The 13604-nt window shown below is 75.1% G+C and carries 10 protein-coding genes; 8 read left to right on the forward strand and 2 right to left on the reverse strand.

The window, feature by feature from the left end; all coding sequences use genetic code 11:
* Positions 1 to 341 precede the first annotated feature (341 nt).
* From RVR_RS01790 to RVR_RS01815, 6 genes are read left to right on the forward strand one after another with little or no spacing between them, the layout of a single operon-like run.
* A complete protein-coding gene (locus tag RVR_RS01790) occupies positions 342 to 1289 on the forward strand; it encodes an ABC transporter ATP-binding protein (RefSeq protein WP_237404510.1) in 948 nt (315 codons plus the stop codon).
* A complete protein-coding gene (locus tag RVR_RS01795; RefSeq protein WP_202232095.1) occupies positions 1286 to 2101 on the forward strand; it encodes an ABC transporter permease in 816 nt (271 codons plus the stop codon). Before RVR_RS01790 ends, RVR_RS01795 begins: the two co-directional genes overlap by 4 nt.
* A complete protein-coding gene (locus RVR_RS01800; protein ID WP_202232096.1) occupies positions 2088 to 2870 on the forward strand; it encodes an ABC transporter permease in 783 nt (260 codons plus the stop codon). Before RVR_RS01795 ends, RVR_RS01800 begins: the two co-directional genes overlap by 14 nt.
* Positions 2863 to 4338, forward strand: a complete 1476-nt coding sequence (locus tag RVR_RS01805; RefSeq protein ID WP_202232097.1) for a TldD/PmbA family protein — start codon at positions 2863 to 2865, stop codon at positions 4336 to 4338. The genes RVR_RS01800 and RVR_RS01805 overlap by 8 nt, the downstream gene beginning before the upstream one ends.
* Before the next feature lies 1 nt (position 4339).
* Positions 4340 to 5746 (forward strand): metallopeptidase TldD-related protein, encoded by a 1407-nt coding sequence (locus RVR_RS01810; RefSeq protein WP_202232098.1) that lies wholly within the window; start codon positions 4340 to 4342, stop codon positions 5744 to 5746.
* Positions 5731 to 6816 carry a nucleotidyltransferase domain-containing protein gene (locus RVR_RS01815; protein ID WP_202232099.1) on the forward strand — a complete coding sequence of 362 codons (1086 nt, stop codon included), beginning with the start codon at positions 5731 to 5733 and terminating at the stop codon, positions 6814 to 6816. The genes RVR_RS01810 and RVR_RS01815 overlap by 16 nt, the downstream gene beginning before the upstream one ends.
* A 470-nt stretch (positions 6817 to 7286) precedes the next feature.
* Here RVR_RS01815 and RVR_RS01820 read toward each other — a convergent pair whose 3' ends face one another.
* The gene (locus RVR_RS01820; RefSeq protein WP_202232100.1) at positions 7287 to 8528 is read right to left on the reverse strand and encodes a PP2C family protein-serine/threonine phosphatase; all 1242 of its coding nucleotides are present in this window, start codon (positions 8526 to 8528) and stop codon (positions 7287 to 7289) included.
* Positions 8529 to 8780: 252 nt separating this feature from the next.
* Here RVR_RS01820 and RVR_RS01825 point away from each other — a divergent pair, with 252 nt between their 5' ends.
* A complete protein-coding gene (locus RVR_RS01825) occupies positions 8781 to 9989 on the forward strand; it encodes an ROK family transcriptional regulator (protein WP_202232101.1) in 1209 nt (402 codons plus the stop codon).
* Positions 9990 to 10038: 49 nt separating this feature from the next.
* Here RVR_RS01825 and RVR_RS01830 read toward each other — a convergent pair whose 3' ends face one another.
* Positions 10039 to 11421: an alpha/beta hydrolase-fold protein gene (locus RVR_RS01830; protein ID WP_202232102.1), complete on the reverse strand. Its 1383-nt coding sequence runs from the start codon at positions 11419 to 11421 to the stop codon at positions 10039 to 10041.
* Positions 11422 to 11951: 530 nt separating this feature from the next.
* Between RVR_RS01830 and RVR_RS01835 the strand changes: the two genes are divergently transcribed.
* Positions 11952 to 13580: an alpha/beta hydrolase-fold protein gene (locus tag RVR_RS01835; protein WP_202232103.1), complete on the forward strand. Its 1629-nt coding sequence runs from the start codon at positions 11952 to 11954 to the stop codon at positions 13578 to 13580.
* Positions 13581 to 13604: the final 24 nt, after the last annotated feature.

Genomic DNA, 13604 nt, shown 5'->3' on the forward strand with positions numbered 1-13604 from the left:
GACGGGGTGGGAAAAGCGCCCCTCGCGGGGAGAATCGGTGACATTCACGTCGACCCCGGCCGGCCCGTCCGCTGCATCGGCAACCGGACCCCGCCCGGACGTATACAAACGAATTCAGGCGGTCCGCTCCTCCGCGGTACGCAAACGCCGTTCCCGCGGACGGCCGGCGCTTCGCGCACCCGCCACGAATTCCCGCCCGGTCACAAAGAAGTTGCCCCCGCTGGTTCAACCCCTTCTCCCTGGCGCTTCGCCGCCGCCGGCTTCCCGCGTGCCCGCCCGTCGCGCGCCGCCCCGTCGGCGAGAACAGCGTCCCAGGAACGATCCCGGAGAGTGGTGAGTCGATGAACGCGATCGAAGTCAGACGATTGAGTCGTCGTTACGGCTCCGGCGCGCAGGTGCACACGGCACTCGACGACATCGAACTGGCCGTGCCGGAAGGCCAGATCATCGGACTGCTGGGAGCCAACGGCGCGGGAAAGACCACCCTCATCAAAATCCTCTCGACGCTGTTGCTGCCGAGCTCCGGCAGCGCGTCGGTGGCGGGACTGGACGTGGTCTCCGCCGCGCGCGGGGTCCGCCGGCTGGTCTCGGTGGTGTACGGCGGGGACCGCGGCTTCTACGGGCGGCTCACCGGGCGGGCCAACCTGCGGTTCTTCGCGATGCTCCAGGGCCTGTCCCGGCACCGGCTGGCCGCCAGGACCGACGCCGTGCTGGCGGAGGTCGGCATGCTGGAGGCCGCCGACCAGCGGGTGGAGACCTACTCCCGCGGCATGCGGCAGCGCCTGCACATCGCCGTCGGGATGATCGCCGAGCCACGGGTGCTGCTGCTGGACGAACCGTCCATCGGGCTCGACCCGGTCGAGGCGCAGCGATTACGCGACGCCATCGGGGCGCTGCGCGGCTCCGGCGTCACCGTGCTGATCACCACTCACCAGCTCCTCGACATCGAGAGCCTGGCGGACCGCGTGGTCATGCTGCACCGCGGCCGCATCGTCCACGACCTGTCGCTGGACCAGTTCGCCGGCCGCTCCGGCCACGTCGCCACCGTGCGGGTCACCGGGCGGGGCCGCCCGCCCACCCCGGGGGACCAGGGGCCCGGCGCCCCGCAGGTCGCCGAGGTCACCGTGTCCGGCGGGCAGTGGACGGCCGACGTGACCATCGCGCGGTGGGGGCCGGAGACCTTCCGGTGGCTGAGCGGGCAACTCGGCCCGGACACGCTGATCGACATGCGGGTGCGCTCCTCCCGCCTGGAGGACGTCTACCGGCAACTGGCCGGTGACCTGCGGTGACGGCCACCCCCGCGGCCCCCGCCGCGTCCGTGGCGCGCCGCCGCGACGGGGCCGCCGAGCTGGCGACGGTGCTGGCCACCTCCGCCCGGGTGCAGCTTGCGATGCAGCGGGCGCACCCCATGTCGATCATGCTCGGCATCGTGCAGCCCGCCGTCCTGCTCGTCATCGGGTCGTCCTCGACCCACGGCGCCGCACTCGACGGCTTCGCCCTGGCGTCCGGGCTGTCGAGCCTGTGGGGAGGCAGCATCTGGACCGCGGGCGGCATCCTGCGCCGGGAGATCGAGTACGGCACGCTGCCCCGGCTGGTCTGCTCGCCGTGGAACATCCGCTTCCTGCTGCTGGCCAAGAGCCTGGCGGCCAGCATGTTCCAGACGCTGTGCATCACCGTCACGACCGTGGGCGTGCTGGCCTGCTCCGGCCACACGATCGCCGTCCGGGCGCCCGGGGCCCTCCTGCTCGGCATCCTGGTCGCGGTGCTGTCGGCCGCCGCCCTCGGCCTTCTGCTCAGTTCCCTGTTCGTGCTGACCCGGGCCGCCGTACGCATCTCCGAGGCGCTCAGCTACCCCGTGCTCCTGCTGGGCGGCATGCTCATCCCCTCCGCCTACCTGCCCGCCTGGCTGCGGTGGCCGTCGGCCGTGGTGAGCCTGAGCTGGATCCGCCGGGTCCTGCACGGCGCGCTCACCGGCTCCACCGACCTGCCCGCCCTGGCCGCCGCGCTCGCCCTGACGGCCGGTTACGCGGCCGCCGGCTGGCTGGTCTTCGACGCGGTGCTCGACCGCGCCCGGCTGAGGGGGACCCTTGAACTTCGCTGACCTGGGTTTCCGGCTCGGCCTCGCCTGCTCCTTCGGCGGCCGCGAGTACGCGGCGGTCTACAGCCGCAAGGTGGTGCTCACCTCGGTGCTGCCGCGGGCGGTCCTCCAGGCGGTGTTCTACACCCTGCTCGGACGGCTGCTGGCCGGACCGGGCGGCACGCGGCAGGCGTTCGTCGGGGCCGTGGGCTACGCCCTGGTGACCGCGACCGTGGTGCGGCTGCCGGACGTCCTCGCCGCGGACAAGCAGGAGGGCACGGCCTTCCGGCTGCGCACCGGGGTGCTGCCGCGGCCGGTGGTCGCCGCCTGCCGGTCCTGGCCCTACCTCGCGGAGGCACTGCTGTCGGCCGCCGCCGTCGTCGCGGTCGGTTCGCTGATGGTCGGCGAGGGCTCCGTCGCACTCCAACTGCTGCGCTACGTACCGCTGTTCGTCCTGAGCACGGTCGCGCTGGCGGCCTTCGGGCTGGCCGGGGCGGCGATGTCGGTGGGCCGGCGCTCCGACGTCCTGGTCGGCAACCTGCTGGCCGCCCTCCTGCTGGCGGGCTGCCAGATCGTCACGGCCAGGCCGATCGGCTGGCTCCGGGCGGTCGGCGAGGTGCTGCCGCTGCGGCACGCGCTGGAGGGGGTCCGGGCCGGGATCGACGGCCGGAGCCCCTGGCCGCAGGCCGGCGCCGAGGCGCTGGTCGGCGCGGGCTGGTTCGCCGTGGCCGCGGTCGCCCTCAAGGTGCAGGGGCACCGGGCCGCTCGGGAAGGGACGGACGACCATGACTGACCTCCACCGCGCAGCGGGCGCCGGCGGGCTCGCGGACGCCCTGGGCGATCCGGCGCTGGCACGGCGCGTCCTGGACCGCGCGCTGGCGGGCCGGGCGGCCTGGGCCGAGGTGTACCACGAGGTGCGCACCGACGGCTCGGTCACGATGAACGACGGCGAGCGCACCAGCCGTTCGGCCAGCCTCACCGAGGGCGTCGGGCTGCGCGCCGTGGGACCGGCGGGCACCTGCAACGTCTACGGTCCCGCGCCCGACCCGGCCGCGCTGCTCCGCCTCGCGGAACGGGCCGCGGACGCCTACGACGCCCTGGCCGGCGGCGGCGCCCCGGGCGAACCGCCGACGGCGCCCGCCGGGCGCCCCGAGTCCGCCGCCCGCCTGTGGGCCGACGCCAACCCGGCCGACGCCAACCCGTGGGCCGACGCCCGCTGGGACGAGACGCTCGACCTGGGACGGCTGGAGGCGCATGCCGCGGCGGCACTCGCCGCCGCGACCGAGACGGACACGGACGGCGTACGGGTCCGGGCCACGACCTGGTCGCGTTCCGTGGTGGTCGTCAACTCGCTGGACGGGCGGGCGCGGTGGACCACGCGCGGCACCCGGTTCGCCGTGGACGCCTTCGCCCGGCGCGGCGCCGACCGGCGCAGGGGCCGCGCCAACCACTGCTCCGACCTGCCGGTCGGCGCGATCGACGCGGCGCCGGCGCAGGACGCGGGACGGCGGGCCGCGGCCCAGGCGCACCGCGTCCTGGGCACCTCGGCCGCCCCGCCGGCCGCGGTGCCCGTCGTCCTCGCGCCGGCCGCCGCGGCGCTGCTGGTCCACGAACTGCTCGGCCACCCCTGCGAGGCCGACATGGTGGCGGGCGGCACCTCGCCCCTGCGCCCCTCAGGACCAGCGCCGGCGCTCGACTCCTGCGTGACCGTGCTGGACGGCTGCCCGCCGCAGGGCGGCTGGGGCAGGGCCGACCGGGACGACGAGGGGACGCCCAACGCGGAGACGGTGGTCATCGACCGCGGTGTGCCGAGCGGGGTCCTCACCGACCGCGCGAGTGCCGAGGCCCACGGCTGGGCGCTGACCGGCAACGGCAGACGGCAGTCCTACGCGCATCCGGTACTCCCCCGGGTGAGCGGCACCCGTCTCGCGGCCGGCACGTCGTCCGCGGACGCGCTGGTGGCCGGGCTCGGCGACGGGCTGTGGGTCCTGGCCGCCCAGGGCGGATCGGTCAACGCCCGGACCGGGATGCTCACCATCGACGTCAAGGAGGCGCGGCTCGTGCGCGGCGGCGTCCCGGGCGAGCGGGTCTCCGCGACTGCGGTCGCCGCGCACGCCCGCGACGTGCTGCGCGGCATCCGGGCCGTCGCCGACGACCCGCTGACCTGCCCGATGATCTGCGGCAAGCACGGCCAGTGGATACCGGTGGCCGCGCAGGCGCCGTCCGTCCTGGTCGAACGCATGCAGACGGTGGGGGGCTGACGTGCGGGACCCCGGCACGGTGGACCCGGCCCCGCTCCAGGACGCGCTGCCCGGCGAGCGCCTGGAACTCGTCACGCGCACCGCACTGCGCCGCCGCGTGCGGATGACCGACGGCGCGGTCGACTCGGTGGGCGACGCGACGACCACCACGACCATGGTGCGCAGCGTGGCGGACGGCTCCGTCGGCTGCGCGACGACCAGCGGCTTGAGCGCGACGGCCGTCGCCGAGGCGGTGCGGGTCGCGCGCCGGCTGCGCGCGCCGGGCGTCCTCGCGCCCGCCGACGACCGGACGCCGCCGGCGCGGGACCCGGCCGCGGAGCGCGCGGCGCAGCAGGCGTGGGAGCGGGTGGTGTCCTGCGGCACCGCCGAATCGATCGCCCGGCTGCGGGAGTTGTCGGCCCGCGTGCACGGGGTGCGGCGCGCCCAGGCCACCTGGGACCAGGTCGCGCAGTTCGTGACGCTCGCCGACTCCGCCGGCCGGGTCGTCTCCTACCGGCACCCGGAGGTCACCCTCGCCCTCACGGTGGTGGCCGCGGGCCGGACCGGCCGCTCCACCGGCACCGGTGGCCGCACCGCCGCCGGCCCCGACGGGCTGGACGCGGCGGGCATCGCCGCCGAGGCCGTCGCGGAGGCAGCCGGCCGGATGCCCTCCGCCACCCGGCCGGAAGGGGCCCCGCCCCGGCGGCTCGACGCCGTGATCGCCCCGCGCGCCGCCTCCCGGCTGCTCGCCCAGATCGCCGCCGTCTTCTACGGCGACCGCGCCGACCTCGACCGCGCCGGAGCGTACGCCCCGGGCAGCCGTGTCCTCGCCGACGGGGTCGGCCTGGTCGACGACGCGGGCGCGCCCAGCGGGCTGGGCACCGTGCCGTGCGACGACGAGGGGACCCTGACCGCACGCACCGTGCTGGTGGACGACGGACGGGCCGGCGCCCTGCTGCACGACCGCAGTTCGCCCTCGCCGGGCTCCCGCAGCAGCGGCAACGGCTGGATGGTGCCCTTCGGATCGGGGGTGGGCAGCGGCATCGCGGTGGCCGGCACCCTGCTCGCGCTGCGCGGCCCGGTCCGCCCGCTCACCGACCTGCTGGGCGGGAGCGGCCCGGTGCTCTACGTCACCCGGATCGACGACGGCAGCGGCAGGGCGCTGGACGCGGCGCACGACTCGGTCCGCATGGCGCTGTCCGGCTGGCTGGTCCGGGACGGTGCGCCGTACCTCCCCGTCGCCGGTGTGTCGGTCGGCATGCGCCTGCGCGACTTCCTCGCCCGGATCGAGGGCACCTCCGACGTCCGCGAGGACTACCGCGTCGCCGCCGGCTCCACCCTGCGCAAGGGGCCGGCCGTGCACTCCACCCACATCAGCCTGCGCGACCTGCCCGTCACCTTCCAGGAGGACTCATGGCAACGCCAGTGATCCCCGGGCCCGCCGGCCCGATCGCCGACGACCTGCGCGCGCTGGCCGGCCGCGCGCTGGAGCGGTACGCGCAGGGCGAGGTGCGGATCGGGTTCGCGATGGTGTCGGGGTCGCGGGCCATGGGCCTGGGCCACGCCCTGTCCGACCTCGACCTGTACGTCGTCCGCACGGACGACGCGCCGGCCCGCGCCGGGACGTTCGCCCTCGAAGGGCAGACGATCCAGGTCACCCCGCTGGACACCGCGCGGATACGGCGCCTGGCCGCCCAGGCGGACGGGTACCGCGTCACCGCGCGGGACCGCTCCCAGCAGGACTTCACGCAGTCGGACTACAAGGTGCTGCTGCGCCTGGCCAACGGGGCGCTGCTGTACGCCGACGCCGAGCACCGCGAGCTGTTCGAGCGGCTGGACCGCGAGACGGTCCGCAGGCTGGTCGTCATGCGCCACGCCACGTACGCCGTGGAGTTGCAGGAGGACGTGCGCGGCACCGTGGAGTCCGGGGACCTGATGACCGCCATGGTCTCCTCCCAGCGCACCCTGATGCATGCCGTGGAGTGTGCTCTGGGCGGGGTGGGCGAGGTCTACGACCACGAGAAGGTCGCGCTGCGCCGGCTGGCCCGGCACCCCGGCACCGCCCACCTGCTGCCGGAGGTCTGGCGCCTGCTGCACCCCGGCGTGGCGGTGGACGCCCCCGCCGGGGAGCTGGCCGGGATCGCCCGGCGGCGCGCCCTGCTCGCCTCGCACCTGGTCGGCTACGCGGTGCTGGACGGGTGGGACGGCCCGGCGGCGCGGGTCCCGCCCTTCACGCCGGGCCAACGCGGCCCGGTCCGCCGCTACGACTACGGCTTGCTGCGCTTCGCCAACGGCATCGCCCTCACCGGCGAGGACAAGGGCGCCAGGGTGAGCGAGGCGATGGCCCGGCTGTGGCTCGCCCTGGACGGGCGGCCCTTCGACGAGATCGCCTCGTCGCCCGCGCTCCGGCCGCTCGACGCCGCACCGGCGGTGCTGGCGGGCGCCCTGGAGAAGCTGCGCGCGACGGGCGCCGTCGAACAGCCGCCGCCCGGCGCCTGAGCGCGCCGGAAGGTCTCCCGCGCCGAGGCGGCGCGGGACCCGTCGTCACCGAGAGGAGGTGGGCGTCATGGAGGACTTCGACATCGAGCAGGACGAGGACTTCGCGGGCGAGTCCAGCCTGTAGGGCGGCCCCCGCACGCGAGGTCGCGCCGCGACCGACGAGCCACGAGAGGAGGTGCCGGCCATGGAGGACTTCGACATCGAGCAGGAAGAGGACTTCGCCGCCGAGGCGAGCCTGTAAGGAGGAGGTCCCGGACGTCGAAGGCGCCCCACGACCATGGGGACGGGGCGCGCGTCACGCAGGGCCTCGGCACCGCGCAGGACGAGGACGCCGCCGCCGGGCGGGCCTCTGAAGTCGTTGTGCGGGTCGGCCGGCGCCATCGGCCGACCCGCACCACGTCCCTGCCCGGTGCGCCGGACAGGCCGGGGCCGGCGGCGGGCGGCGGACCCGGAGGCACCGGCCCTGCGTGTCAGAGCCGGACCACGATCAGGGCGATGTCGTCCGGGCCGCCCTGGGCCACGCCCAGGCGGGAGAGCAGGACGTCCGCCAGGTCGTCCGGGCCGAGGGCGGTGTGACGGGCGAGGGTGCCGCCCAGGCGCCGCAGCCCGACGTCGATGTCCTCGCCGCGCCGCTCGACGAGCCCGTCGGTGTACAGGACCAGCGTGTCGCCCCGGTCGTACGGCACCGTGGCCTGGGGGCGCGGGTGGTCGTCGAGGCGGATGCCCAGCGGCGGGTCGGTGGCCTGGTCCAGGGTGATGACGGTGCCGTCCCGCCGGCACAGCATCGGCGGAGGGTGGCCCGCGCAGGTGTACGTGATCCGCCGGGTGCGGGTGTCCACGACGGCCTTGGCCGCGGTCGTGGCCAGCGCGCCCTCGAAGGTGCGCGCGTACCGGCTCAGGACGTCCATCGCGCGGCCCGGCTCGGGGATGGCCCGCACCGCGGCGGACAGCGCGCTGCGCAGCATGCCCATCACCGCGGCGGCCTCCAGCCCGTGGCCGACGACGTCGCCGACGGCCACGGTGAAGGTGTCCTCGCTCAGGTCCACCACGTCGTACCAGTCGCCGCAGACGTTCATCGAGCGGGCGGCCGGCATGTAGCGCAGGGCGATCTCGCGGTGCCCGGCGAGGTCCGGGGAGTGCAGCATCGCCCGCTGGAGGGTGAGGGCGATCAGCCGCTCCCGGTCGTGGGCCTCGCGCAACTCGTCGTTGAACTGCTGGAGTTCCTGTGCCCGCGCGTACAGCTCGGGCCCCATCGTCTCCCCTGCCAGGGCGGTCCCGCCGGTGTCCGGGCGACGGGAGCGGGCGCGCACGAACCCGGTCACGTCCTCCACCCGGTGGATGATCCACGCCACCTCGCCGTCGGGTCCCAGCACCGGGGTGTTGATCGGCGACCACCACCGCTCCCGGAAGGCGTCGGTCCGGCCCGGCGCCGGGATGTCGTACTTCTGGACCGCCATGGTGTCGGGCCGCTTCGAGCGCAGCACCCGGCCCAGCGAGGCGCGCAGGTTGCGCACGCCGTCGGCCGCCGGGTCGGCGGGGTTGTCGGGGTGGACCTGGAAGATGTCGCGGCCCATCACCTCCTCCCGGGTGCGGCCGGTGACGCGCAGGTAGGCGTCGTTGACCTCCGCCACGACGAAGTCCGGGGCGAGCAGCAGGTACGGGCTCGGTGTGACGGCGAAGACCGCCCGGAAGTCGATCCGCGGTGCGGTCACGGCGTCTCTCCTGTCCCCGCGTAGTCGTACCGGTGGCTGCTGGTACGACTATGCGGCCCGCCGGGCGCCGCCCGCCCGACGGCGCGCCGATCACGGACGCCTCCGCCCCACCCGGGCACGCGGCCGCGGCGACGACCGCCGACGGGGGCGGGCGGAGGTGGGGGCGGGCCGGGGCGGGCGGTGGTGCAGGGCGGGGGCGGGGTTCCCGGCGGGGCGGGCGGGGGCGGTGCGAGGGCACGTAAGCTTTCGGCCATGGACGTTTCCGCCCCGGCGCCGTGGTCCGCCGTGCGCATGTCGACCGCCGACATCCGCGAGGCCAACGTCGCCGCCGTCTGCCGGACCCTGCGCGGCCACGGGGGTCTGACGCGCGCGCAGGTGGGGCGGCTGACCGGCCTGACCCGCCCCACCGTGATGGCCGTGGTGCAGCAACTGGTGGCCCAGGGGCTGGTCGTCGAGGAGGGGCAGCTCAAGGCGGCGTCCGGCGGCGGGCGGCCCGGCACCCTGCTGCACTTCCGCTCCCGCGCGCGGGTGGTGTCGGCGGTCCGGCTGCGCAACGCCCGCGTGGAGGTCACGCTCGCGGATATGGCGGGCAACGTGCTGGCCCACAGCCTGGCCCCAACGGCGCCGGAACCGGGCGACTGGACGGATCTGGTCGCCTCCTTCGCCGGCCGCATCGCCGAACTGCGCGACGCGCACCCGGACCTCGGGCCGCTGGCCGCGGTGGCCATGACGCTGCCGGGCTCGATCGACCGCGCCCGGGGGCGGTGGACCGTGGTCCGGGTCGAGGGCTGGTCGGACCTGCCGGCCGCCGACGCGCTCGCCGACGCCGTCGGCGTTCCCGTCGGCATGGTGAACGTGGTGGCCGCGACCCTGATCGGCCGGCTCGCCCAGGAGCCCGCCCCCGCGCAGTCCGCGGCGCTCGTCTACGTGGGCCACGGCGTCGGCAGCGCGGCGACCGTGGGCGGGCGCCTGATCGACGGCGCGACCGGCAGCGCCGGCGAACTCGGGCACTGCGTCCTGCCCGGGGTCGAGGCGCTGTGCCGGTGCGGGCGGCGCGGCTGCGTGGAGAGCGTGACCTCGGTGCTGCACCTGCGCCGTGAGTTCGAGCGGATCACCGGGCGGCCCGCGCCGCCGACGCTGGCCGGGATGGAGGACAGCGGCGACCCGGCGGTGCTCGCCATGCTCGAACTCGCCGCGCGCCGGCTGGCGCTCGCCGCCTCCTGGCAGGTCAACATCGTCAACCCGGAGGTCGTCTACTTCGGCGGGAACCCCTTCACCGACGGCTGCACCCGCTTCTTCGGGTGGTTCGCCGAGGAACTGCGCGCGTCGGCCTACCGGCCCAACTCCGCCGGCCTGAGCGTGCTCCCGCTCTCCTCCGGCGCGACCTTGCGGGGGGCGATCCAGGTCGCCTCGGAGCTGCTCCCCCCGTTCCTCAGGCCCGAGCTGCGCCTGGTGTGCTGACCGCGGGCCGGTGCCCCGCCGCCCGGGCGGCGGGGCACCGGCCGGTCCCTCACGCCGCGGCGGGCGGGAAGAAGGCGACCTTGGTCAGGAAGTCCCTGACCAGCAGCCGCCAGGCGTACCACGAGTGGCCGCCGTTGACGTAGTCGGGGGTGACGGGGACGCCCACCGCGGCCAGGGTGGCCACCTCGCTCGCGTGGTAGTAGTGGCTCGGGTCCTGCCAGCCGCCGCCGACCATGATCCCGGCCTTCTTCATCGCCGCGACCTGGGCCGCGCTGAGCGACGCCGCGTCCGGCAGGGTGAAGTCGCCGTTGAGCCCGGGGCTCATCACGCCGTAGTAGGCGAACACCGACGGGTCGTCGAAGAGGAACGAGTTGGTGATCGAGGCGCCGTAGCCCAGGCCGCCGATCGCCCGCTGCCCGGCCGAGGTGGACACGTGGTAGTGCGCCTCGACGTACGGGATCGCGCTGTCGACGAGGGCGGCGTCGAAGGAGGCGTAGGACGACGAGGCGGGGAAGCCCTGGGTGTTGGGCATCACCACGACCATCGGCTGGATCTCCCCGGTGGTGATCAGGTTGTCCAGGATGTTGCCGAGGTCGCCCTGCGTGCTCCAGTCCATCTCGTTGCTGCCGCCGCTGTTGAGGTACACGGTCGGGTAGGGCTTCGCGCGCTTCGGGTCGTACCCCGGCGGGGTGTAGACGGCCAGGTAGTTCCGGCCGACCGGGTCGGTGGAGGTGGGCGCCGGGTAGGCCACGTCGCGCAGGGTGCCGTGCTCGCGGCTCGGGCCCTGCCACGCCAGGTCGGCGGTGGCGAACTTCGGGTCGGAGGGGACGTAGACCTGGCTGAGGGACTCGGTGGAGCCGGTGACCTTTGTGCCCTGCTGGTTCCAGGGCTGGTTGGCCGGGTCCGACACCTCGGTGCAGCCGGTCTGGGTGGCGCTGGCGCAGTCCACGTAGAAGCCGTAGTTGAAGACGCCGGAGGGCAGCGGGACCGTGTACGACCAGATCCCGGTGTGCTTGTCCTTCGTCATGGCGGTCACCGGCCAGTTGGCCGCGGAGGAGTTGGGCGAGCCGATGGGGATGTCGCCGGGGCTCCAGTGCCCGGGGGTGGTGCCCGGCGTCTGCACCGTGGTGGTCGAGGTGCCCGCGAGCGCGGAGAGCCGGTAGGGGTCGGCGAAGTACCACTCCCCCTTGATCTGGACGGTGCGGGCCTCGGGCGCCCGGAACCGGAAGGTGACCTGGTAGCCGGTCGGGCCGGTTCCGGTGTGCACCACCTTCGGTGCCAGGGCGCTGCCGCCGGCCGCGGCGGAGTGCCCGGCACCCTTGGCGGCGGGGCCGCTCGCCGACGCGTCCGACGTCGCGCCGGTGACCAGCCAGGCGGCCAGGCCGCCCAGGCAGGCCAGCGTCGCCGCCGTCCGCCTTCCGTATCCGCGCATGGGGCATCGTTCCTTTCCTCGGCACGCGAGATCGCCGCGCACGGCGGGGCCGGTGGGCGCCTCGCCCGGGCATGAAGTCGCCTGCGACGGCGGAGCCGGGGCGGCCCCTTCGTGGGCGCCCCACCGCTCCGCCCACTACGGACAGTGAAGGTGACGGCCCGTCGTACGACGCTCGACCGTCTGACGCAGGTAAAGCTATGATTACGTAAGGAGGTTGTCAATATCCTGAGCACGCCGCGGTCGGCCGCCCGCGGCGATCGACACTTCTTGAACGGCGCGCGCCGCGCCCGGCGGACGGGCAGCAGCGGAATTACCGTCAGGACCGTTGACACCCCGACGGCACAGGCGTTTGATCTGCCGTGGCCGACGGGCCCATGGCGTCCAAGTCGTGAACACGGCGCCCTGGCCGACCCGTTGCCCCCCGGGGTGTCGTGAGACCGCTCGACCGCATGTCAGGGCCGGTCGAACGCGGTCCACGAGCCCCGCACTTCCGCGCACGATCGTTGTCAGGCCGATCGAAAGGCGAAGCAGTGACTCCAAGTCATGAACACCAGGCGCGCTCAGGTTCCCCCGCACCGCACCCCTCCTCCCCCGGCCGCTCCGGCAGGAGCCGTGCCCGGGCCGCGGCCCTGGTGGCGGCGGCCGCGACGCTGTCCGCGGCCGCCGCGCTGACCGCCGGCCCCGCCCAGGCGAGCAGCGCCGCCCCCGCGGCGAAGGCCGCCACCCTGTCCCCCCAGGTCCGGCACACCGGCTCCGGGCCCACCGGATACACCGTCACGTTCCGTTACCGCGACCCCTCGGCGAGCCGGGTGCAGATCAAGGGCGAGTGGTACTTCTCCGACGCCGCCCACTCCAGCTCCACGTCGTCCCAGGGGCTGCTGCCCACGCAGTGGACGAAGGGCGACTTCCCGATCGCGTACCCGAACGCCACCGCCGCCAACTGGCCGGTGCTGGACCTGACGCGCGGCAGCGCGGGGGTCTGGTCGCTGACCCTCCCGCTGCCGTCGGGCACCTTCACCTACGGGTTCTTCGTGAACTGCGCCGACGACACGGGCGCGGGCTGCACCGAGGTGGCCGACCCCGCCAACCCGCCGTGGAACTCCGCGGGCGGCACCAGCACCGGGTCGGTGGAGCCCGACAGCGAGGTCTACGTGCCCTCCGACCCGAGATTCGGCACCGCCGACTTCGGCTGGCAGGCCCCGGTGGCCCCGGGCCGGCGCGGTCGGCTCGTCGACGTGTCCTACCCGTCGCCGCAGTCGACCTCGCCGGCGGGCACGCACCCGCTCGCGGTGTACACCCCGCCCGGCTACGACCCGTCGCGCAAGCAGCCCTACCCCACGCTCTACCTCAGCCACGGAGGCGGCGGCCAGGAGGTCGACTGGTCCACCCAGGGCGCGGCCGGGAGCATCCTCGACAACCTCATCGCCTCCGGCAAGGTGCAGCCGATGGTCGTCGTGATGACGAACTTCAACGGCCTGCCCGACGGCAACGAGGGCTACGCCCAGGACGTCCTGCAGAACGTCATCCCCTACGTCCAGGCGCACTACCACGTCTCGGCCGACGCCGCCGACCGCGCCTTCGCGGGGCTGTCGGCGGGCGGTTCGCGCGCCAACACCCTGCTGTTCGACCACACCTCCGCCTTCGGCTACTACAGCGTGATGAGCACCGGCGGCGGGGTTCCCACCACCGTCACGCCCGCACAGGTCGCCGCGCTGGACAGCCTGTCGGGCCTCCAGGTCGGCGGCGGGCTCCAGGACCCGATCCGAGCCAACACCCTCGGGGAACAGCAGTTGCTGACCGGCGCCGGGGTGCCGTTCACCGACGACTCCGTCAACGGCGGCCACGAGTGGTACGTCTGGCGCATCCTGCTGCACGACTTCCTGGCCGGGCAGGCGTTCAAGGCCACCAGCACCTCGGTGGCCGCCGGCTCCGGCCGCGGCTCAGGCACCGTGACGGCGCGGGTCGCCGCCGCCAGCACCGGCCCGGCGCCGACCGGCACCGTCCGGTTCACCGTCGACGGACGCTCCACCACGGTCCGCCTGGTGCACGGCGCCGCGACCTTGAAGGTCGAGGTCCCGCGCGGCGGCGGCCACAGCGTGACGGCGGTCTACTCCGGCGACGCGCTGCACTCCGGCAGCCGCGCTACGGCCCGCCTGTGACCTGCTGACTCCCGGCGCCGGTGG

This window comes from Streptomyces sp. SN-593, from assembly GCF_016756395.1.
Classification (GTDB): Bacteria; Actinomycetota; Actinomycetes; order Streptomycetales; family Streptomycetaceae; genus Actinacidiphila; species Actinacidiphila reveromycinica.

Bases quoted from the DNA above. Each gene is read 5' to 3' on its own strand.
- RVR_RS01815 (WP_202232099.1), top strand. From the start codon at position 5,731: ATGGCAACGCCAGTGATCCCCGGGCCCGCCGGCCCGATCGCCGACGAC.
- RVR_RS01825 (WP_202232101.1), top strand. From the start codon at position 8,781: ATGGACGTTTCCGCCCCGGCGCCGTGGTCCGCCGTGCGCATGTCGACC.
- RVR_RS01805 (WP_202232097.1), top strand. From the start codon at position 2,863: ATGACTGACCTCCACCGCGCAGCGGGCGCCGGCGGGCTCGCGGACGCC.
- RVR_RS01790 (WP_237404510.1), top strand. From the start codon at position 342: ATGAACGCGATCGAAGTCAGACGATTGAGTCGTCGTTACGGCTCCGGC.
- RVR_RS01830 (WP_202232102.1), bottom strand. From the start codon at position 11,421: ATGCGCGGATACGGAAGGCGGACGGCGGCGACGCTGGCCTGCCTGGGC.